Consider the following 19,939-nt stretch of genomic DNA (forward strand, 5'->3'; position numbering starts at 1 on the left):
AGTTTGCATAATACCTTGCTGATACGGGTATCGGTATATACGGAATATCCATGACGATGTATAATAATAGCAAGTTTGTTGAAACTAGTTATTGATTATGGAGGTTCTTATGAATAAGAAAATTCTAGCTTCTTTATTTGCTGTAGGTTTAGCTGCAGGCTATGTATGCTCTTCTGTTGATGCACATGGTGTGTTCTTCGCTAACCGTACAGATGAAAAAGTACTTGTATTAGGTGAGGGTCCTGTAGATAATGCTTATAGTGCAGATATGGTAAAAAATATTACTGGATATGATGTACAAGGCAAACAAATTCCTGTACAAGTTGTGAAGCATGAAAAAAATGTAGCTATTATTCCACCAGCAGACCTTGGTGTAACTGTAACTAATTTTGATTATGGCTACTGGACTAAGACTAAAGATGGTAAAACAATTCATAAACCAATCACCGAAGTTCCTGGTGCGGTTAAGAGTACACATGCTATCAAATATGATGTTCATTACTGGAATGCACAAGCAAAACCATTTGTAGATAAGAATGCATTTATTCAAATTGTACCTTCTGTTAATCCATTGACATTAAGAAAAGGTGATACATATGAAATCCAAGTGTTTAAAGATGGTAAACCATATGCGAATGCACCTCTTATCAAAGATTTAGTAAATGATTTAACTGGTGAAGCTAAAGCCGATGAAAATGGTAAAGCTACTGTAGCTGTTACAGCAGATGGCTTAAATGTAGTAGGTGTTGAAGTTGCATTCCCTACACAAAATAAAGGGGAACAAAATAAATACTTTAGTGCATTGTCCTTCCTTATTTCTCCTGAAGAATAATAATTAGTAATTTTAGTACTTACCGAGTGTGTGAGTTAATAGAAGACCTCCTTAGTTGGACTAAGGGGGTCTTTTTGTGCTTTTTAGGTGTTATAAATTTTATGTGATTTAGTGAGAGTATTATAAGCATGATATAAGAAGGAGAGAATTATGAAGATTAGACGTCATGTATCAGCCGTGATGACTGCACTAGTATTAACAGGTATATCTTATTCTGCTATGGCTACAGAAATTAATGCTTCTAGCGATAAAGCAGAGGAGTTGCTGGGTTTAACAATGGGGTCACCAGTACAAACGCAACCTGAGGTTAAACATATAGAGGATACATTAACAGTTAATGTACATGGTAGAAGTTTAACAGAGGCTGGTAAAAGTAAGAATGTTACAGGTATTTATAATGGATTTGGTTCACAACTAACGGTAGATAAAGACCTTATTGTACGATTAAAGAATGATGCACCAGCATCGAAGCGAGAATTAGGTCATTATTATATGAGTGCTGTTTATGCTGGTTACGGTGGGAAGGTGCCACGTCTTAGCAAGGATAATCCGGACCGAGATTTTGGGGATACCAATATTCACGTTAAAGGTAATGTAGATATTGATGCTATCGGCTCTGGTTTACAAGTCAATCAACGAGGTCATATCCTTGTTGATGGAGGCGGTAAGATTATCACTCATCCTGTAGAAACATCTGATACCTATTCTGTAGTAGCAGAAGAGGGGGATGTATATGTTAATGCAGGCGCTGATGGCAAACATCCAGGCACTCATGACTTAGTTGCTGTTGGTAATGTAGGCCTTATCAACAAGGATTATGGCCGCGATCCAAATCACAATGTAGAACCAACTAATATAGCACTAGCTTTCACAACGCCTAACTCTAGCCTTACCGGTGCTGTTTTGAATGAATATGCTGAAAGCAATAAAAACCCTCATAATTCTGGTGCAGATATTTACCTACAAAACGGAGCTACTTGGAATAATGAATGGATTGGCATGGAGCGTCCTACACCTAAAAAAGAACGTCCATCAGGGGATAATGCAGCATACCTATACAAGGGGAGTAAGGTTCGCAATCTTGTAGGTGGTGTTAACCCAACTGCAGCAGGTAACATTCATCCTATCGATGCGCGGCCTATAACAATTCAGAACTATAGCGGTTATGTGAATGCTATTTATAAATCTGGCGTACCAGCAAGCGAAGCTGAAAAAGGCCAAATCGTCGTTGAACATGCGGCGGATAATAGCCATATTACAATGTTAGGCGACCATTCCGGTAATACCATCGACGATGCAAGCTACAAAAAGGATATTCAAGCATTAGCTAAGAAATTACAATACACAGGCAATGATAAGAAACTTAGCACAACAGTTCAAATCAATGAAGGCGTTACTACACCTGGTGCTGTTGCAGACCTAGGGGCAGATCATTTTGATTCTCAAGGTCATCTCGTTGTAGATGATACAACAAAAGTTGTTCGTGCTAGTGAATCGTCGCTCGTAGGTGGCACAAAATCTGCCCTTACTTCAACAGTTATGGCGTGGAAAAATAATACTAATGATTTACAACGTCGTTTAGGTGATCTTCGTCTAGCTAATACAGATAAAGGAGTATGGGCTAAATATATAGGTGGTAAATCTAAGATTACAGATGGTGCTGATGCACATATGACGTACAATGGCGTACAAATTGGATATGATCATAAAGCCTCCAATGGCTGGATTTTCGGCGGTGCCCTAGATTACAGTACATCTAGTAACTCTTATGCCAACGGCAGTGGCGACGGTAAGCTTGGCGGTATAGCCTTATATGGTACAAAGCAACATGATGATGGTCGGTATATAGATATCATCGCTCGTGGTAATAGATTATCCAACGACTATAGCCTTAACTCTATGAGTGGTCAACGTTTGAATGGTAACTACCATATATTTGGTACATCCTTGAGTGCTGAATATGGTAAACGCATTAAAAAACAAAATGGTTTCTATATCGACCCTAGTGTAGAATTTATTCTAGGTCATTTAAATGGTGTATCCTATGATGCAACTATTGCAGGCAGCGGATCTATGCATGTTAAATCTGATGCTGTGAACTCTGCTGTAGGTAGAATCGGCATTGGTATTGGTAAAGAAACAGAAAAATCCAATATCTTTGCTAAATTAGCACTAGCTCATGAATTCTCTGGTAAGGTAAATACTACATATTCTGCACCAGGTAATCCAACAGTACAAACAACTGTAGATTTAAAGGATACATGGCTTGATGCGGAAATCGGCGGTTCTTGGAGTGTTCGTCCTAGCACATATCTATATGGCACACTCACTAAAAACTTTGGTGCTACTATAGACAATACATGGCGTATCGATGCTGGCGTTAGACATAACTTTTAATTAGGCATATCAAAACTCTGTAGTAGCTTTAAATCGAGCTGCTACAGAGTTTTTTGTAAAAGTGTTTATTTGAATTATTCTTTATCGGCACATAGATAAATATTAACTGGCTTGCTATGATGGTCATACTTTAACAATTTTGTATTTCTGTGATAGTATATAAAGGCTAGTTAATATGTAACTTCTTAAGTAAGAGTTAGGAGGATATAATATGAAAGTTCTAATCGTAAATGGTAGTAGCCATGTCAATGGTACAACAATGCAAGCTATACTAGAGGTGCAAAAGGTATTCAGCGAAGCCAATGTAGATACAGAGGTCATTCAGCTTGGCAATAAACCTATTCGTGATTGTATTCAATGTGGCTATTGTTTTGAACATGGTGAATGTGTATTCAAAGATGATGATGTAAATGCCTTCATAGAAAAAGCGAAGGATGCAGATGGCTTTATCTTTGCAACACCTGTATACTATGCTCATCCTAGCGGACGTATTTTATCCTTCTTAGATCGTGTATTCTTTAGTGCAGAAAGTGTAAAGCCAAATCCATTTGCCTTTAAGCCAGGTGGATCTATCGCCGTAGCTCGTCGCGGTGGTACAACGGCTTCCTTTGATGTACTCAATAAATACTTTGGTATTTCTCAAATGCCAATTGCAGGCTCTACATATTGGAATATTAGCCATGGTCTAGTAGCTGAAGATGCTAAGCAAGATGAAGAAGGTATGCAAACAATGCGCAACTTGGCGAGAAATATGATTTGGATGATGCGTAGCTTTGCTGTAGCTAAGGAGCAAGGTGTGCCATATCCAGATACAGAAAAAGAGAAAAAAGTATCTACGAACTTTGTGCGTTAATACCCCATCGATTGTTGAGTTACTAGAGGAGTTGTGATGATTAAGGTTTTATTCATTTGTCATGGTAATATTTGTCGTTCAACGATGGCTGAGTTTTATATGAGGCATATCGTTGCGAAAGCTGGACTTAGCGATTCTATTTACGTTGAGTCTGCCGCCACATCTCGTGAGGAGATAGGCAACGATACTCATTATGGGACTAAGCAAAAGCTAGATGAAATGGGTATTCCTTACACTCGTCGCAAGGCTCGTCAAGTGACCGTTGATGACTATCATAATTTTGATTACCTCATTATCATGGATGAAAATAATGGACGTAATTTAAAACGTATCATTGGCGATGATGTAGACTCTAAGGTGTACAAGGCTATGTCCTTTGTTAGTGAAAGCCGTGACGTAAAGGATCCTTGGTATACGGGAAACTTTGACGAAACCTATGATGATGTCAGTCGTAGCTGTGATGCTTTACTAGAACTAATTAAAGCTAATATGTAATAAACGTAACCCCTAATATTAGTTGACGGACAACTTAATATTAGGGGCTTTTCGATACGCACCTAGTGCTTGTATATACTTTATACTATCGAACCATAACGTAATATGGTATAATTTTTAGGTATTCATGCGCCTATAGCTCAGGGGATAGAGCGCCGGTCTCCGGAACCGGGTGCGCAGGTTCGAATCCTGCTAGGCGCACCAAATAAAAGGCTTCTCGAAATTTCGAGAAGCCTTTTTATGTGTCTTTATTTTTTAGGTTGATGTATAGTTCAGAAAATTATATGTTAGCATCTATATTTAGTACAACGAATTCCTCGTGCTTGAAATTCATTCATCAGTAAGTCTATTGATTTATCAATGACTTCTTCATTAGTTATATATACCATCTTTTTGTAATAGACAGTACCATCAAATTCTATCCAACGGCTTGTTTTACCATTTAGTTTGCAAATTTGCATTCTGCCGGCCCAACTGCCCATGCTACGGAATTGTTTTACTTTAGAGAAGCGTACCTCACGAATATCGCTTAATTTAAATGTTCTTCTTACTAAGCCAATGCCTATAGAGACTTGATCATCCTTAAAGTAAAGAAGTTTATAACGCTCTTCAGGAGGCATAGATCTAATTATAGATAAGTTATAAGTAGCAAAAACTACAGCAATAGCGATCAATAGAAACATAAGGATTATCATATATTTTCCCATACTTTCAAAGCCTCCTTTTCTTTATTATAATAAATAATATATGAAACAGCTATATTAACTCTAGTAATAGGAGAGAAACGAATGGAAATACATGCACGAATTATTCTACCTCTTTTGGCTGTTATGTTGATTCCCACCATTGCCGTATTTTTCGGCATTAAAAAGCCTTTACTCAAGAGGGAAACAAGAAAATTATTAGAGAAGAAATTAGGTTCTACGTGAAGCTTTCATTACTGGATCTGAACAGCTACGAAGTAATGAGCATATTGTTGATATAAATGATTTAGAAAACCTCTACTCCAATGAGTGGAGGGTTTTTATATGGTGATACATAGGGGATGTGGTACAGCTAAAAGCTCCACATAGGATTTTGTATTTGATAGTATTGAAATAACGTGTAAATGTGATTTGAGTAACACATTTTATTTTGAGAATGATGTACAATAAGATTGTCCTTATGAAAATCTGAACATCCTAGCTGGAACACTAGGCATATAGGACGTGATGAATAACATATACATTATCTAATTAAGATTAATATAGTACTAAATTGTATCAATGCATAGTTTTGCTGTAGTGATACAGAGGAGATAGTATGACAAATACAATACAAGAGCTCACTGTCAATGAAGCGTGGCGCGATGAGCAAGATGCGTGGAATAACCGATCGAATTACTTTGTAGAAATGCATAATCGAGATGACCGTAAGGCTCAGGTTATAGAGTTTTTATCTTTCTTGAAAGACGAAAATCTTTTGCCCCCTAAAGGCGGTCGTACGCTAGATGTAGGCTGTGGTGTTTGTGATTATGCACTTGGCTTAGCTCGTGAAGGATTTAAGGCGACAGGCATAGATCTGTCTGATGGTATGATTCGTGGGGCTAAACAACTAGCAGAGTCTGAAGGTTTAGATCTTGATTTATATATTGCTCCTTGGTCCGATGAAACTCGCCGTGAACTAAAATGGGATAAAACCTTTGATTTGGCATATAGTATTTTCTGTCCTATCATGTTTGATGTAGAAAATATTCGGGCCATGCATAATGCAAGTAAGGACAAATGCGTGTGGATTGCTTTCAGTGAACGCAGCGATGAGACCGTAGATATGTTGTCTGAACATTTCTTTGGTCGTGATTCCTTCCCTTGGGATGGCAAGATGAAAGAGTGCTTAGATGCTATTCATGAAATAGGGCATAATGTAAAAGTGACGTATAAGACGGTTCCTGAAACAGAGGTTATGAGCCTTGATAAAGCTGTGAATTACTTTACGATGCGACTACACAACAATACATGGGGTGATATGGAAGATATGAAAGAGGAAATCAGAAATCTCATTGAACCTTTAGCTATTAATGGAGAGATTCATAATAAGACGGTTGATAAAGTGGCCTGGGTGTCCTGGTCTGTAAAATAGGAGAGTACTATGACAGTTGATGAAAAACGTAAGTTAGAATTAAAAACTATGTACCAAATTATTGGCATCTATTGTCATAATAAACACCATATGCCAAAGGGGCAACTTTGCAAAGATTGTGAGCAGGTTTGGGAATATGCAGAGCATCGCATTGATGCGTGCCCTCATATGGAAACGAAAACCTTCTGCAGTGTTTGTAAAACTCATTGCTATGCACCTACATATCGTGAAAAGATTCGGGAAATCATGCGCTATGGGGGCCCTAGAATGTTATTTGTATCACCAATTCAAGTCATTAGACATATGTATCTAGAATGGAAAGATAAAAAAAGAGGCTAGCATTGCTAGCCTCTTTCTTAATAGTGTTATCACATTTTTGTGTAATAATTTTATGCAAGCGCTTTGTCCAATACAGCTTTGATTAAAGCTTTTGTTTGGTCATAGCTTTCGCCAGGTTGAGCCTCGTATTGTTTGTCGAGGTCGAACCACAAGTTTGGATAGTATTCATAAGGATGAGTTTTGAAGAGTTCATGAGCATCTTGATCTTCAACCCAGTTGATATGAATATCTGCATAGGCAGGATTTTCTGCAACAAGTTCATCGATAGCACGGAATGCGTTTGCACAATAAGGGCAACCGTTTAAGTGGAAACCTAAGATTTCTTTCATGATTTTACAGTCCTTTCCAGACATAATTAACATATATTTCTATAAATTTGAGATTTAATACATACTCATGTACCACAACATGTGGTACACTACTGAGTATAACACATCTATATAAGATATTCAATTTTTTAGATATATAAAATGAGAATATTGAGAACGCTATATGCATGTTTAACATAGATAAGGAGGCACCTATGATTTCAGGCGCAGCATATGTGGTAAAAGCCCTTCAAGAGGAGCAGGTAGATATCCTATTCAACTATCCTGGGGCGGCCACTATCGATATCATGGATAAATTATATAAGCAGGACAAGGTAAAAGTAATTTTGCCACGTCATGAGCAAGCATTGGCTCATGCAGCAGACGGTTATGCTCGTAGTACAGGTAAAGTAGGGGTATGTATGGTAACCTCTGGACCGGGTGCTACCAATCTTGTAACAGGTATTGCTACAGCTTATTCTGACAGTGTTCCTCTCGTATGTATTACGGGCCAAGTTGACCTAGGGCTTATGGGTAACGATGCATTCCAAGAGGTGGATACTGTTGGTATCGTTCGGAATGTTTGTAAGTATGCTGTTACGGTCCGTGATCGTAAAGAGTTAGGCCGTATTTTGAAAGAAGCCTTTTACATTGCTCGTACAGGCCGTCCTGGTCCTGTGTTAGTTGATATTCCTAAAAATATTCAAAAGGCTATGGGCTCCGATGAGTATCCTACAGATGTTAATATTCGTGGTTATAAACCAAATACAACAGTTCACGTAGGTCAAGTTAAAAAGGCGTGCTCCATTATCAGCAAGGCTAAACGACCTCTATTCCTATTAGGTGGCGGCGTTAGTATTAGTGGTGCTAACGATCTTATGATGGAGCTAGTAGAAAAAACAGGAATTCCTGTTGTAACTACGTTGATGGGGAAAGGGGCCATTGATAGTCGTCATCCTTTATACCTCGGTAATATTGGTATTCATGGTGGTTATGCTCCGAATGTGGCCCTTACGGATTGCGATGTTATGATTTCCATCGGTACCCGCTTTAACGACCGCATTACAGGCAAGCTAAGTACCTTTGCACAAAATTGTAAGATTATCCATATTGATGTAGATGCAGCATCTATTTCTAAAAATATTAAGGTAGATATTCCAATTGTAGCAGATGCTAAATTGGCCATTGAAAAACTATTGGAATATATTGAACCTCATGATCTTGGTGAGTGGCCTGAGCAATTACAACAGCTTAAGGCGGAACGTCCTGTTACACAAGCGGATGAGGTAGGCTTAACACCTCAAATAGTTATTGACTACATCAATAACCACTATGCACGTCCTATTGTTGCTACTGATGTAGGACAAAATCAATTATGGACCACACAATTCCTTGAACTTAAAGGACAACATCAAATGTTGACCTCTGGTGGCCTTGGCACGATGGGTTATGGTTTCCCAGCTGCCTTAGGTGCTCAAATCGGCAACCCTGATCAACGTGTATTTGCTATCTGTGGTGACGGTGGCGTACAAATGAATATCCAAGAATTTGCTACGGCTATGCACTATCATTTGCCTATAACACTTATTATTTTGAATAATGGCTTCCTTGGTAACGTACGCCAATGGCAACAATTGTTCTACGATAAACGATATGCGTGTACAAATTTATTGATGGATGAAAGCTCCATTGTGACACGTGAGATGATTGATAATGATGAATTTGAATACGTACCTGACTTTGTAAAATTGGCAGAAGCCTATGGTGCAAAGGCTATGCGCATTACTAAAATAGAGGACATCGAAAAAGGTTTCCAATTGGCGGATACTTTCAAAAATGGACCAACCTTACTTGAATTCATCATTCCTACAGAGCTTAATGTATTGCCAATGGTACCAGCAGGTAAGTCCTTAAGTGATATGTTATTAAAGGATAAAAAATAGGAGGGGCTATGGAATTACATATGGAAAAGCGCTGTATTTCAGCGTATGTAGAAAACCAAATTGGCGTATTGGCTAAAATTTCAGGCCTCTTCGCAGGTAAAAACTATAATCTTGATACATTGACTGTAGGTGAAACTGAAGATCCTACTATGTCTCGTATGACCATTGAGCTCACATGCGATGATTTGACATACGAACAAATTATTAAACAATTAAATCGCAGTGTTGAGGTTATTAAGGTTATCGACTTTACAGATATGCCGATTACGAAAAAAGAATTGCTGTTCATCAAGGTTAATAGCTGTAAAGAAGCGGATAAACAAGAAATCTTCCGTATTGCCCAAACCTTTGATCTATTAGTTGTGGATTATAATCGTAAATCTGTTCTCGTACAATGTGTTAAAACAGTATCTAAAAATAACGACATGATTGCACTATTTAAAGATATGTTCGTCAACCGCATTGAAGTTGTGCGCGGTGGTAGCGTTGCTATTGAAGCGTTATCTACACCAGATAGATAACGCGTAGCTACGGCTATTATAAATCTATTTTAGAGAATAATAGCGTTAAGCTTGCTAGTAATTTAGAGAGTGTACAACTCGATATGATATAATATTTATATCGACCATTATTAATATAGAGACCTTGGTTGTATGCCAAGGTCTTTTTTATATAGGAGGTACTATGAGTTTATTAGAAGATATTTTAGCCCATAATCGTGAATATGTAGAAGATCAAAATACAGGTTACGTAGAAACAGATACAAAGTGTAGTAAAATGCCAAGTCGTGAAATGGCCATTGTGACATGTATGGATACGCGCCTTGTAAACTTCTTAGAAGATTCTATGGATATTGGCCGTGGTGAAGCGAAAATTGTAAAGACTGCTGGTAACTGTATTACAGGTCCTTTTGATGGCATTGTACGTAGCTTACTCGTTTGTATCTATGAGCTAGGCGTTAACGAAATCTTTATCATTGGTCACCATGAATGTGGTATGGCTAAAACTACAGCGAAAGATTTAACAGAAAAAATGTTAGCTCGTGGCATTGCACCTGAAGCAATCCACATGGTACGAAAAGAAATGGAACGCTGGGCAGATGGCTTTACACATCCTGCAGAAAATGTAGAAGAAACAGTAGACGAATTACGCATGAACCCGTTAATTCCTAAAGATGTGCCTGTTCATGGACTTATCTTCCATCCTAGAACCGGTGAAATCGAAGTCATTGTTAATGGCTATACGCAAATGAAACAATACTACGAAAAATAGTAGGTAAATTCTTTAATAGAGGTATTGTGAATTGAGCAATATAGATAGATTAGATACATTTGAGGTAGCGTGTAAACATTTTCTCGGAGACTTTTCAAAATTTAAAGATCTTATTTCCACCCAAGTTCAATCATTAGATGGGCTAGAATGGTCTTTTGATAAAGGTTCTACTAAGGTTTGTAGTGCTGATGAAAAGGGCTTAAAAAAACGCTGCAAAGTTGGAATAAAATATAGTTTACTAGTTGAGTTATCTCAAGCTGATGCAGAAACTATTTGGACTGAATTTAGTCGATTTTGGGGTGCTACTACTTTAAATCAGGTTGAAAGAGTATGCAGCAATGAAGAATTAGGGCGCTATCAATTTATAGCTAATAACTCTATAGGCGATGAGCTTACCTGTGATATCTATTTACCTAATGAATGGAACATACCGCAATTAAATATGTTGGGATGTATTTCAGCTAGATATAGAAACGTAGATGTTCAAGGCGTATAGAAAAATCTTATTTGACTTAAAGTTAAGTTTAAGTTTTATAATGTGTTCATATTAGTACTTAATACATATTTACATAAAGGAACTATATGAATAAAAGTAAACTATTAAAAACAATTGTAGCTATTGTAGCTTTGGCTATATTAGTCGTAGGTGGCTATGTATATAAGGATGCCATACAGAGTCGTATAGCTCGAACGGCGGCTGTTGTAAGTGGTCAAGAGATAAAACCGCTCCTTGATTCTGAAGGCCGTTATATTCGACAAATTGTCGCTAAAGATAATAGCACAAGCCGTACTATTATGTGGCAATCAGATAGTAGTGAAGCTGATGCGGTCATAGAGTATCGTTTAGCGGGGGCAGAAAATTTTCAAAGTATAGGTGCTACAGATAAAGCTTTTACCGATGATGGCAGTACCACCTATATTCATGAGGGCACTTTGACAGGCCTAACACCTAGTACTAAATACGAGTATCGCGTTGGTTATGGCAATGATCGTCGTAGTGATTGGTACTCATTAGAAACTGCTGGCAGTAGTGTATATGATGTTCTTATCTATCCAGATTCTCAGTCTGGAGATTATTCTGGATGGGAACAGCTGGTTAAAGATTCCGCACATCGCAATCCAAGGACGGCCCTGTATATTAGCATGGGGGACCTTGTAGATAACGGGGAACAAGATTATCAATGGCGCACTTGGTTAAATTCCATCAGACCATTAAGTGCTAATGTGCCGTTAGCAACGACCTTAGGCAATCATGAGATGTATACATTAGATTGGAAAATGCGTGAGCCTCGTGCGTATCTCAATTATTTTGATGTACCACCTAATGGGAACGAAACCTTTAATCGCCGTTATTACTCCTATGATTTTGGCGATGTCCATTACGTTGTATTAGATACGATGCTATATGAAAGTAATCACGAGGACAATCATGATACACATCATCCTGATCTATACGATGTAGAGGTTCAATGGCTACGCCAAGATTTGGCCGCTAATACGAAAAAGTGGACTGTCGTTCTCATGCATTGCGATCCATTCCAATATGCTTTTGACCGCCCTGGCGCAAGCCGTGCTGTAGGATTCGATGACGAAGGAGTGTTATTTATGCCTATCTTTGATGAGTTTAATGTAGATTTAGTGTTGTCAGCTCATTTACATTCTTATCGTAATAGAGGGCATGTACGTAACTTTGATAGAGATGCTTCGGGACCATTATATATTCTGACTGGTATTGCCGGAGATACTCGTCGCCCTAAGTGGAAAGAACATCCTTTAGATGTATATGTGGCACCAGATCGAGATAAGAATAACTATATGGCGATGACTGTTACACCGAATAAATTGATAGTAAAAGCTTTCTTACCAGACGGTACACAGCTAGATGAGTCGGTTATAGAGAAATAGAAGTACAAGATTATAAGAATATATAAGCAAAAGACACCTTCTTTGAAAGGTGTCTTTTTTGTGTGTTTATACAAATTATTTTTTGAAATGTATCGATTGAATAGGTCAATATATAAATAGTAATTATATATTTATTAGGCGTTTTGCATGCTAGATTAAGTTCATGTAAATTACAGTTTTAAGGACTATGATAAAAATTAATCCATAGCATGACAAATAAAAATACAATAATTGTGTATAAACCTTGAATAATATGAGCAATAGTATTATAATACGTACATGAGTTATAAAAATACACAAAATATGTATAAAATATGCATACAGTGTATAAAGGAGATAGAGTAATGAATACATTACAAGATTTGATCAAGAAATATGCCGCACAATATAAAGAACAAGTTGTAGCATGGCGTAGACATATTCATAGTCATCCAGAATTATCTGGTGAAGAAAAAAATACATCCTTATTTATTCAAAAGGTTCTTGGTGAATTAGGCATTCCTTTTGTAAATGATGTTTCTGATTATGCCGTTATCGGTAAAATCGAAGGAGCTCAACCTGGACCGGTAATCGCATTGCGTGCCGATATAGACGCATTGCCAATTCATGAAACGACAGGCTTGCCATTTGCATCAGAAAATGACGGCGTTATGCATGCTTGTGGTCATGATAGCCACATTGCAATTTTGCTTGGGGCCGCAGCCATTTTACAGTCTATTAAAGACCAATTGCATGGCACCGTAAAGCTCGTATTCCAGCCTTCCGAAGAGGAAGCATTATTCCCAGGTGCACAAGGTATTGTAGATAGCGGCATTCTTGATGATGTAGATGAAATATATGGCCTTCATGTATGGCCACAATTACCAGTTGGTACGGTAGGTCTAAAAAAAGGTAATTTGATGGCTGCATCGGATCACTTCCTCGTCCATATTAAAGGGAAATCAACTCATGGAGCGGAGCCTCATAATGGGGTAGATGCCATCGTAGCAGCCGCAAACTGGATTGTAAACGTAGAATCTATTGTGGCTCGTGAAACGAATCCAATGGAAAATCTTGTGTGCACCATCGGTGTGATTAATGGTGGTGACCGATACAATGTAGGCTGTGGCGATGTATATCTAGAGGGTACATGCCGTACCTATGCACCTGAAAAACGGGACTATATTGAACGACGTTTAGGTGAAAGTTTACAAGCTCTCGACATGTTATTAAAAACAAAGAGTACCTTAGATTATAAACGTGGTCATGGTGCTACCATCAACAATCCAGACGCTATCGATTATGCTACGTCTATTGTAGAGAAATATCTTGGGAAAGAAGCAGTGGTACATCCTGAATTCCCGTCTATGGCTGCAGAAGATTTCTCCGCGTATCTTCATAAAATCAAAGGTGCCTTCCTTTGGTTAGGTACAGGATTTGATGGCAACCCAGCGTTACATAATGAGGCTTTCACCATTGATGAAAGTATCCTAGAACCTGGTATAACAATGATGGCAGCTATTGCCGCTGAATTTTTACAAGAAAAAAGTAGTTTGAAATAAGAGGTTATCATGAAAAGTTTACAACATACATCATTTAAAACAATGCTTCAATATACACCAGAAGAAATTAAATACTTCTTGGAGCTAGCAGCAAAATTGAAAGCTGATAAAAAAGCAGGTAAAGAAATTAAAACATTAGTAGGTAAAAACTTTGCATTAATTTTTGAAAAGGATTCTACACGGACACGTTGTGCCTTTGAAGTCGGCGCTGCGGACCAAGGTGCTCATACAACATATCTTGGCCCTACAGGTTCCCAAATGAATAAAAAAGAATCCTTAAAAGATACCGCTCGTGTTTTAGGCTCTATGTACGATGCTATCGAGTTCAGAGGTTTTGATCAAGCCGATGTAGATACACTAGCTGATTATTCTGGCGTACCTGTTTGGAATGGTCTTACTGATATGGATCATCCTACTCAAACATTAGCTAATTTCTTGACACTTCAAGAAAATATCAACAAACCATTAAATGAAATTTCCTATGCTTATGTGGGTCACGGTCAATCTAATATGTGTAATGCTTTAATGAGTGGCGCCGTTAAAATGGGTATGGACTTCAGACTTATCGGTCCTAAACAATACTGGCCAGAAGGTCCATTCTATGAAGAATGCTTGAAAGTAGCAAAAGAAACAGGTGCTACTATTACATGTACAGATAATGTAGCCGAAGGTGTTAAAGGTTTAGATGTTATTTACACAGGTGTATGGGTAACCATGGGTGATACCTATGATATGTGGGAAGAACGTATCAATACGTTTAAACCATTCCAAGTTAACGCTGAAATGATGGCATTAACAGGTAATCCAAATACTAAATTCTGTCATTGCTTGCCAGCATTCCACAATACAGAAACTCAAGTAGGTAAGGATATCTTTGAACGGTTCGGCATGAATGGTATTGAAGTAACGGAAGAGGTATTTGAAGGTCCAAATTCCTTAGCCTTCCAAGAAGCAGAAAATCGTCTCCATACCATTAAAGCGGTTATGGTTGCTACATTTAGTGACTATCCATTGAAGTAATTTCATCTCCCTAGAAGGTGATGTATGGTATAGTTTGTTTCCTATTTATCATAGCTGAGAGGCTGTATGAATAGGCGTGAGTCACCGATAGGTGAGAATTGAGGTTTACTATGGCACCTTATAAAGTATTTATTGTCGGTCATGAAGGTACAACAGGTTTAAGAATTCATGAACGGTTATCCGATAGAAAAGATATAGAATTATTGGCTACTGCTGATGAGGATCGTAAAAATGTAGAGGCTATTAAAGCGGTAGCTAAAGAGGCAGATATTGTATTTCTATGCTTGCCTGATGCGGCATCTAAAGAAATCATGGCGGCTATCGGTGATCTGCCTTGTAAGGTAATTGATACATCCACTGCATTTAGAACTGCTGATGATTGGGCCTATGGTTTCCCAGAACTTGGCGCTGATTACAAAACAGCTATCAGTACAGAAAAACATATTGCCAATCCAGGCTGTCATGCGAGCGGCATGATTGCTTGTATTGCGCCTCTTGTAAAAGCCGGTCTTGTGCCAACAGATTATCCTTTCACTATTACATCCTTAACAGGCTATAGTGGTGGCGGTAAAAAGATGATTGGCCAATATGAAAGTGAACCAAAGGATTATTTTCTTTATGCACCGCGTCAATATGGTTTAAGTCAACAACATAAGCACTTGCCTGAAGTTCAACATGTGTGTGGACTTAGTGAAGCACCTATTTTTATTCCTATAGTTGACGATTATTATTCCGGCATGGAAGTAACTGTGGGCATCCATAGTCGTTTATGTAATAAGCCAGTTAGCATCGATAAAGTACAACAGGCATTAGAAGACTTTTACAAAGATAGTACAATCATTACTGTTGTGCCATTTACCGAGAACAGCAATACTGGTATGTTAAATGCCAATCAAATGAGCAATACAGATAGCATGAAAATCTATGTAACTGGTAACAATGAACGAATTATGGTTAATGCCATATTTGATAATTTAGGTAAAGGTGCATCTGGTGCTGCCGTTCAATGCATGAACATCGCGTTAGGCTTACCAGAGGATTCAGGCCTAGTATTAGGTTAGAGAGGGAACTATGAAGGACGTAACAAATGCAATGCGGGCGCATATCTTAACTGCGGCCGTTCCATATATTAAACAATATACCGATCAATACGTAGTCGTTAAATATGGCGGCAATGCCATGATTGATGAAGAATTAAAAAAATCCGTTATGAAGGATTTACTATTACTCCAATTAGTAGGGGTGAAAGTTGTCCTCGTTCATGGCGGTGGTCCAGCCATTAATAGTACATTAGATGCAATGCAGATTGAATCACATTTTGCAAATGGCTTGCGTGTCACTGATGAAGCGACAATGGATGTAGTACAAATGGTATTAGCCGGTAAGGTTAATAAAGGTCTCGTAGCAGATTTAACAGATCTCGGCGGTAAAGCTGTGGGCCTCTGCGGTGTAGATGGCAATATGATTCAAGTTCATAAACAAAATGATGAGCTAGGCTATGTTGGTTCTATCGATACTATCGATACAAGCATTATTGATGATGTTATCAGCCGAGGCTATATTCCTGTTATTTCCTCCATTGGTATGGGGGCTGATGGCAAGACATACAATATTAATGCCGATACGGTGGCAGCAAAAATTGCAGGTGCTTTAAAGGCAGAAACAATGGTGGCTATGACCAATATTGATGGTGTATTACGAGATGTGCATGATCCTGATTCTCTAATCTCTAAAATCACCATGGCAGAGGCAGATCAATTAAAAGCTGATGGTATTATCGCTGGCGGTATGATACCAAAAGTAGATTGTTGCTTAGAGGCCATCAAATCAGGTGCCCAAAAGGTATTTATCATCAATGGTGAGATTCCACATGCTATTCTTATCGAGCTATTGACCGATGAAGGTCTTGGCACAATGTTTGTAAAATAATATAGTAGGTATAGCGATGGTAATCATTTATTACCATCGTTACCTTTCATATAGATAGACGACGGCACGACCGTACGTTTGGAGGATGTAATGAGTAATACAATCGATTTTGAACAACAAGATAAAGAATATATAGCCAATACGTATGGCCGGTTTAATGTATGTTTTGAAAAAGGTAACGGCTCTCTTTTATGGGACGTAGATGGCAAAGAATACATCGATCTTGGATCCGGTATTGGTGTAACAGCATTTGGTGTAGATGACGATGAATGGACAGAGGCGGTAACAAAGCAATCTCATGCGTTGAACCATATCTCCAATTTGTACTATTCTTTACCACAAATTGAATTGGCAAAACAACTATGCGCTAAGACAGGTATGAAGAAGGTATTCTTCTCCAACTCTGGTGCAGAGTCTAATGAGTGTGCCATCAAGGCAGCTCGTAAATATAGTCATGACAAATATGGTGACGGTCGTCATGTCATCGTTACGTTAGTAAACAGTTTCCACGGTCGTACTATTACTACCTTGTCTGCTACAGGTCAAGATGTATTCCATCAGCATTTCTTCCCATTTACAGAAGGCTTTATTCATACACCAGCTAATGATATTGATGCGGCATTAAAAGCGCTTGATAACCCTGCTGTTTGCGCCATTATGATGGAACCTATTCAAGGTGAAGGTGGTGTTATGCCGCTAGATAAAGAGTTTGTACAAGCGGTAACAAAATATGCTCATGAACATGATCAACTTGTGTTAATCGATGAAGTACAAACTGGTAATGGCCGTACTGGTAGTTTGTATGCATACCAACAATTCGGTATTGAACCAGATGTAGTATCTACGGCGAAAGGTTTAGCCGGTGGTCTTCCTATGGGCGCTACCTTATTCAATGAAAAGATGCAATATGTGTTAAATGCAGGTGCACATGCTACAACCTTTGGTGGCAATCCTATTTGTGCGGCAGCAGGTAATACCATTATTAGCCGTTTAACACCAGAATTCTTAGATTCTGTAAAAACAAAAGGGGACTATGTAAAAGCTGCTTTAGCTGGTAAACCTGGTATCCTTGGTGTAAGCGGTATGGGCCTTATGCTTGGTATTGAAACTACAGTAGATCCAAAAGCAGTTATCGCTAAATGTCTTGAAAAGGGCGTTGTATGCTTATCTGCGAAAAATAAAGTACGTCTTTTACCAGCTCTTAATATCCCTCAAGAACAATTGGAGAAAGCGATTACCATTGTAGCTGAAGCGATTGAAGAGTTAGCTGCAAAATAATATTACGCTTAACTTTCATAAAGATTATTTAAAATAGTTGCGTAACCGTATAACCATTGAAATAAATCGATGAATATATAGACTTTAGTTCTCATTCGTGTTACCCTAGAAGAAACAGTCTATATTGGAGGAGTAAATATGAATACAGAATCCTTACGTAACGAAGTATTGGTTCCTGCAGTAGCAAAAACATTAGATATTGCTACAAAAGCAAAACCTACAAAAGAAGAACTTTTCACAACAGCAAAAATTACAGCTGCTGTGGCAGTTGCAACAGCGGTTGTATCCTTAGCGGTACAAGCAGTATTACGCAACCGATAAGCAATTAAGAAAACGACATGGCGTGGCCTGTCGTTTTCTTTTACTTTTACCCCGTTATTCCCCTTTATTAAGGGAGTTTGCAAGGAGGCGATACCATGCATAGTCGCGATTTAATTGAACAATATAAAGGCTACGTTCAAGATTGGCGTAGATATTTCCATAAACATCCAGAGTTGAGTAATGAAGAGTTTGAAACAACAAAGACTCTCGCTAAAGAATTAGAATCTATGGGCGTAGAGGTTCATGTAGATACAGAGCGTGGCATCGGCTTAGTTGGTATCATCCATGGTGATAAACCAGGTAAGGCTATAGCGTTGCGCGCTGATATCGATGCTTTACCAGTTCATGAGCATAATACAGTAGACTACAAATCTGAAACTGAAGGCAAAATGCACGCTTGTGGTCATGATGGTCATATGGCTATCTTGTTAGGCGCTGCTAAGATGTTAATGTCTATGAAAGACCGCATCGAAGGCGATGTGTATTTAGCATTCCAACCTGCCGAAGAAACGGGTGCAGGGGCGCCAGATTTCGTTAAATTTGGTGATTGGTATGATAAGATTGATGCTATCTTTGGTGGCCATGTATGGATTGATTTACCAGCAGGACTTATCTCTGTAGAGGAAGGTCCTCGTATGGCTGCAAGTAGCCAGATTACCATTAATGTAAAAGGCAAACAAGGCCATGGGGCACAGCCACATCAAGCGATTGATGCCATTGTAGTAGCTAGTGCTATCGTTATGAACTTGCAAACTGTAGTGTCTCGTAATGTGAGTGCCTTAGATTCTCTTGTACTCACTATTGGTAATATTCACTCTGGCTCTGAATGGAATGTTATCCCTGGTGAAGCTAAAATGGGGGGCACCATTCGTTTCTTTGATCCAGACCAAGAAGAGTATTATGTTGAATCCATACGCCGCGTAGTAGAACATACGGCTGAAGCCTATGGGGCAACTGCTACATTAGAATATGTAAATAAAGTACCACCTACTATTAATGATCCTGAATCTAGCGAATTGGCTGAACGTGTCGTTATTGATACATTAGGTAAAGACAAGCTTTCTAAAATGCGTAAAGTAATGCCAGGGGAAGATTTTGCATGGTATTTACAAGATAAACCAGGATGCTTTGCCTTTATAGGTATTCAAAACCCTGAAGTAGAGGCTACCTACGATCATCATAATAATAGATTTAATATGGATGATACCATACTATCTGCCGCATCAGCGGTGTATGCTGAATATGCTATTACATGGTTGAAAGAACATAAATAAAAGAAGATAAGTAATAAACAGCACCGTTATTTTAAAAGTAACGGTGCTGTTTCATTGTATTTTTATTTATATTTTGCGTATAGTATAGGTATAATATAGATATATGCTAGATGT

21 protein-coding genes and 1 tRNA gene are annotated in these 19,939 nt (G+C 38.3%); 20 read left to right on the forward strand and 2 right to left on the reverse strand.

The genetic code is table 11. The annotated features are described in order from the left end of the window. Positions 1–109: 109 nt before the first annotated feature. The 5 genes from ACSV5T_RS09010 (at position 110) to ACSV5T_RS09030 (ending at position 4,781) form a co-directional block, all read left to right on the forward strand. On the forward strand, positions 110–832 hold the full coding sequence (locus ACSV5T_RS09010; RefSeq protein ID WP_156719920.1) for a DUF4198 domain-containing protein: 723 nt from the start codon (positions 110–112) through the stop codon (positions 830–832). A gap of 150 nt (positions 833–982) precedes the next feature. Then, positions 983–3,229, forward strand: coding sequence for an autotransporter outer membrane beta-barrel domain-containing protein (locus ACSV5T_RS09015; RefSeq protein ID WP_438320855.1), 2,247 nt, complete (start codon positions 983–985; stop codon positions 3,227–3,229). 211 nt (positions 3,230–3,440) lie between these two features. Continuing rightward, positions 3,441–4,082 carry a flavodoxin family protein gene (locus ACSV5T_RS09020; RefSeq protein ID WP_438320856.1) on the forward strand — a complete coding sequence of 214 codons (642 nt, stop codon included), beginning with the start codon at positions 3,441–3,443 and terminating at the stop codon, positions 4,080–4,082. A 36-nt stretch (positions 4,083–4,118) separates the two neighbouring features. After that, positions 4,119–4,577: a low molecular weight protein-tyrosine-phosphatase gene (locus tag ACSV5T_RS09025; RefSeq protein WP_438320857.1), complete on the forward strand. Its 459-nt coding sequence runs from the start codon at positions 4,119–4,121 to the stop codon at positions 4,575–4,577. A gap of 129 nt (positions 4,578–4,706) precedes the next feature. Next, a tRNA-Arg gene (locus ACSV5T_RS09030) sits at positions 4,707–4,781 on the forward strand. Positions 4,782–4,864: 83 nt separating this feature from the next. On the opposite strand, the gene ACSV5T_RS09035 is transcribed toward ACSV5T_RS09030, so the two are convergent. After that, complete coding sequence (locus ACSV5T_RS09035) at positions 4,865–5,284, reverse strand: hypothetical protein (protein ID WP_438320858.1); 420 nt, start codon at positions 5,282–5,284, stop codon at positions 4,865–4,867. A gap of 81 nt (positions 5,285–5,365) precedes the next feature. Between ACSV5T_RS09035 and ACSV5T_RS09040 the strand changes: the two genes are divergently transcribed. The 3 genes from ACSV5T_RS09040 to ACSV5T_RS09050 all read left to right on the forward strand — a co-directional run bounded on the left by ACSV5T_RS09040 (position 5,366) and on the right by ACSV5T_RS09050 (position 7,034). Then, positions 5,366–5,506: a hypothetical protein gene (locus ACSV5T_RS09040; RefSeq protein ID WP_438320859.1), complete on the forward strand. Its 141-nt coding sequence runs from the start codon at positions 5,366–5,368 to the stop codon at positions 5,504–5,506. Positions 5,507–5,879: 373 nt separating this feature from the next. After that, the gene (locus ACSV5T_RS09045) at positions 5,880–6,695 is read left to right on the forward strand and encodes a class I SAM-dependent methyltransferase (protein ID WP_438320860.1); all 816 of its coding nucleotides are present in this window, start codon (positions 5,880–5,882) and stop codon (positions 6,693–6,695) included. A 9-nt stretch (positions 6,696–6,704) separates the two neighbouring features. Further along, positions 6,705–7,034, forward strand: coding sequence for a nitrous oxide-stimulated promoter family protein (locus tag ACSV5T_RS09050; protein ID WP_438320861.1), 330 nt, complete (start codon positions 6,705–6,707; stop codon positions 7,032–7,034). Positions 7,035–7,084: 50 nt separating this feature from the next. Here the strand turns inward: ACSV5T_RS09050 and ACSV5T_RS09055 are convergent, their stop codons facing one another. Further along, positions 7,085–7,363 carry a glutaredoxin gene (locus ACSV5T_RS09055; RefSeq protein ID WP_295780646.1) on the reverse strand — a complete coding sequence of 93 codons (279 nt, stop codon included), beginning with the start codon at positions 7,361–7,363 and terminating at the stop codon, positions 7,085–7,087. Positions 7,364–7,557: 194 nt separating this feature from the next. Between ACSV5T_RS09055 and ilvB the strand changes: the two genes are divergently transcribed. From ilvB to ACSV5T_RS09115, 12 genes are all read left to right on the forward strand, one after another. Then, positions 7,558–9,285 carry a biosynthetic-type acetolactate synthase large subunit gene (gene ilvB / locus ACSV5T_RS09060; RefSeq protein ID WP_438320862.1) on the forward strand — a complete coding sequence of 576 codons (1,728 nt, stop codon included), beginning with the start codon at positions 7,558–7,560 and terminating at the stop codon, positions 9,283–9,285. An 8-nt stretch (positions 9,286–9,293) separates the two neighbouring features. After that, complete coding sequence (gene ilvN, locus ACSV5T_RS09065) at positions 9,294–9,806, forward strand: acetolactate synthase small subunit (RefSeq protein ID WP_060924047.1); 513 nt, start codon at positions 9,294–9,296, stop codon at positions 9,804–9,806. Between the two features lie 163 nt (positions 9,807–9,969). Continuing rightward, on the forward strand, positions 9,970–10,557 hold the full coding sequence (locus ACSV5T_RS09070; protein WP_295826067.1) for a beta-class carbonic anhydrase: 588 nt from the start codon (positions 9,970–9,972) through the stop codon (positions 10,555–10,557). Positions 10,558–10,588: 31 nt separating this feature from the next. Next, a complete protein-coding gene (locus ACSV5T_RS09075) occupies positions 10,589–11,053 on the forward strand; it encodes a hypothetical protein (protein WP_438320865.1) in 465 nt (154 codons plus the stop codon). Positions 11,054–11,139: 86 nt separating this feature from the next. Further along, the gene (locus ACSV5T_RS09080; protein ID WP_438320866.1) at positions 11,140–12,462 is read left to right on the forward strand and encodes a fibronectin type III domain-containing protein; all 1,323 of its coding nucleotides are present in this window, start codon (positions 11,140–11,142) and stop codon (positions 12,460–12,462) included. Between the two features lie 344 nt (positions 12,463–12,806). Further along, positions 12,807–14,003, forward strand: coding sequence for a M20 metallopeptidase family protein (locus tag ACSV5T_RS09085; RefSeq protein WP_438320867.1), 1,197 nt, complete (start codon positions 12,807–12,809; stop codon positions 14,001–14,003). A 9-nt stretch (positions 14,004–14,012) separates the two neighbouring features. After that, complete coding sequence (argF, locus tag ACSV5T_RS09090) at positions 14,013–15,023, forward strand: ornithine carbamoyltransferase (RefSeq protein ID WP_438320868.1); 1,011 nt, start codon at positions 14,013–14,015, stop codon at positions 15,021–15,023. A 110-nt stretch (positions 15,024–15,133) separates the two neighbouring features. Then, positions 15,134–16,084 carry an N-acetyl-gamma-glutamyl-phosphate reductase gene (argC, locus tag ACSV5T_RS09095; RefSeq protein ID WP_438320869.1) on the forward strand — a complete coding sequence of 317 codons (951 nt, stop codon included), beginning with the start codon at positions 15,134–15,136 and terminating at the stop codon, positions 16,082–16,084. A gap of 10 nt (positions 16,085–16,094) precedes the next feature. After that, the gene (gene argB, locus ACSV5T_RS09100) at positions 16,095–16,952 is read left to right on the forward strand and encodes an acetylglutamate kinase (protein ID WP_438320870.1); all 858 of its coding nucleotides are present in this window, start codon (positions 16,095–16,097) and stop codon (positions 16,950–16,952) included. A 90-nt stretch (positions 16,953–17,042) separates the two neighbouring features. Then, a complete protein-coding gene (locus ACSV5T_RS09105; protein ID WP_438320871.1) occupies positions 17,043–18,230 on the forward strand; it encodes an aspartate aminotransferase family protein in 1,188 nt (395 codons plus the stop codon). A gap of 138 nt (positions 18,231–18,368) precedes the next feature. Next, a complete protein-coding gene (locus ACSV5T_RS09110; protein WP_005385822.1) occupies positions 18,369–18,551 on the forward strand; it encodes a hypothetical protein in 183 nt (60 codons plus the stop codon). 95 nt (positions 18,552–18,646) lie between these two features. Then, complete coding sequence (locus tag ACSV5T_RS09115) at positions 18,647–19,825, forward strand: M20 metallopeptidase family protein (protein ID WP_438320873.1); 1,179 nt, start codon at positions 18,647–18,649, stop codon at positions 19,823–19,825. Positions 19,826–19,939 lie beyond the last annotated feature (114 nt).

The sequence above is a fragment of the Veillonella sp. ZSJB6 genome, assembly GCF_051549505.1.
In the GTDB taxonomy this organism is placed as follows: Bacteria; Bacillota; Negativicutes; order Veillonellales; family Veillonellaceae; genus Veillonella.

Excerpts from the sequence above, each read along its gene's own strand:
- ACSV5T_RS09035 (WP_438320858.1), bottom strand. The coding sequence starts at position 5,284 with ATGGGAAAATATATGATAATCCTTATGTTTCTATTGATCGCTATTGCT.
- ACSV5T_RS09045 (WP_438320860.1), top strand. The coding sequence starts at position 5,880 with ATGACAAATACAATACAAGAGCTCACTGTCAATGAAGCGTGGCGCGAT.
- ACSV5T_RS09105 (WP_438320871.1), top strand. The coding sequence starts at position 17,043 with ATGAGTAATACAATCGATTTTGAACAACAAGATAAAGAATATATAGCC.
- argC (WP_438320869.1), top strand. The coding sequence starts at position 15,134 with ATGGCACCTTATAAAGTATTTATTGTCGGTCATGAAGGTACAACAGGT.
- argF (WP_438320868.1), top strand. The coding sequence starts at position 14,013 with ATGAAAAGTTTACAACATACATCATTTAAAACAATGCTTCAATATACA.
- ilvB (WP_438320862.1), top strand. The coding sequence starts at position 7,558 with ATGATTTCAGGCGCAGCATATGTGGTAAAAGCCCTTCAAGAGGAGCAG.
- ACSV5T_RS09085 (WP_438320867.1), top strand. The coding sequence starts at position 12,807 with ATGAATACATTACAAGATTTGATCAAGAAATATGCCGCACAATATAAA.
- ACSV5T_RS09010 (WP_156719920.1), top strand. The coding sequence starts at position 110 with ATGAATAAGAAAATTCTAGCTTCTTTATTTGCTGTAGGTTTAGCTGCA.
- ACSV5T_RS09055 (WP_295780646.1), bottom strand. The coding sequence starts at position 7,363 with ATGAAAGAAATCTTAGGTTTCCACTTAAACGGTTGCCCTTATTGTGCA.
- ilvN (WP_060924047.1), top strand. The coding sequence starts at position 9,294 with ATGGAATTACATATGGAAAAGCGCTGTATTTCAGCGTATGTAGAAAAC.
- ACSV5T_RS09040 (WP_438320859.1), top strand. The coding sequence starts at position 5,366 with ATGGAAATACATGCACGAATTATTCTACCTCTTTTGGCTGTTATGTTG.
- ACSV5T_RS09015 (WP_438320855.1), top strand. The coding sequence starts at position 983 with ATGAAGATTAGACGTCATGTATCAGCCGTGATGACTGCACTAGTATTA.
- ACSV5T_RS09110 (WP_005385822.1), top strand. The coding sequence starts at position 18,369 with ATGAATACAGAATCCTTACGTAACGAAGTATTGGTTCCTGCAGTAGCA.
- ACSV5T_RS09070 (WP_295826067.1), top strand. The coding sequence starts at position 9,970 with ATGAGTTTATTAGAAGATATTTTAGCCCATAATCGTGAATATGTAGAA.
- ACSV5T_RS09020 (WP_438320856.1), top strand. The coding sequence starts at position 3,441 with ATGAAAGTTCTAATCGTAAATGGTAGTAGCCATGTCAATGGTACAACA.
- ACSV5T_RS09050 (WP_438320861.1), top strand. The coding sequence starts at position 6,705 with ATGACAGTTGATGAAAAACGTAAGTTAGAATTAAAAACTATGTACCAA.
- ACSV5T_RS09025 (WP_438320857.1), top strand. The coding sequence starts at position 4,119 with ATGATTAAGGTTTTATTCATTTGTCATGGTAATATTTGTCGTTCAACG.
- ACSV5T_RS09080 (WP_438320866.1), top strand. The coding sequence starts at position 11,140 with ATGAATAAAAGTAAACTATTAAAAACAATTGTAGCTATTGTAGCTTTG.
- ACSV5T_RS09115 (WP_438320873.1), top strand. The coding sequence starts at position 18,647 with ATGCATAGTCGCGATTTAATTGAACAATATAAAGGCTACGTTCAAGAT.
- argB (WP_438320870.1), top strand. The coding sequence starts at position 16,095 with ATGAAGGACGTAACAAATGCAATGCGGGCGCATATCTTAACTGCGGCC.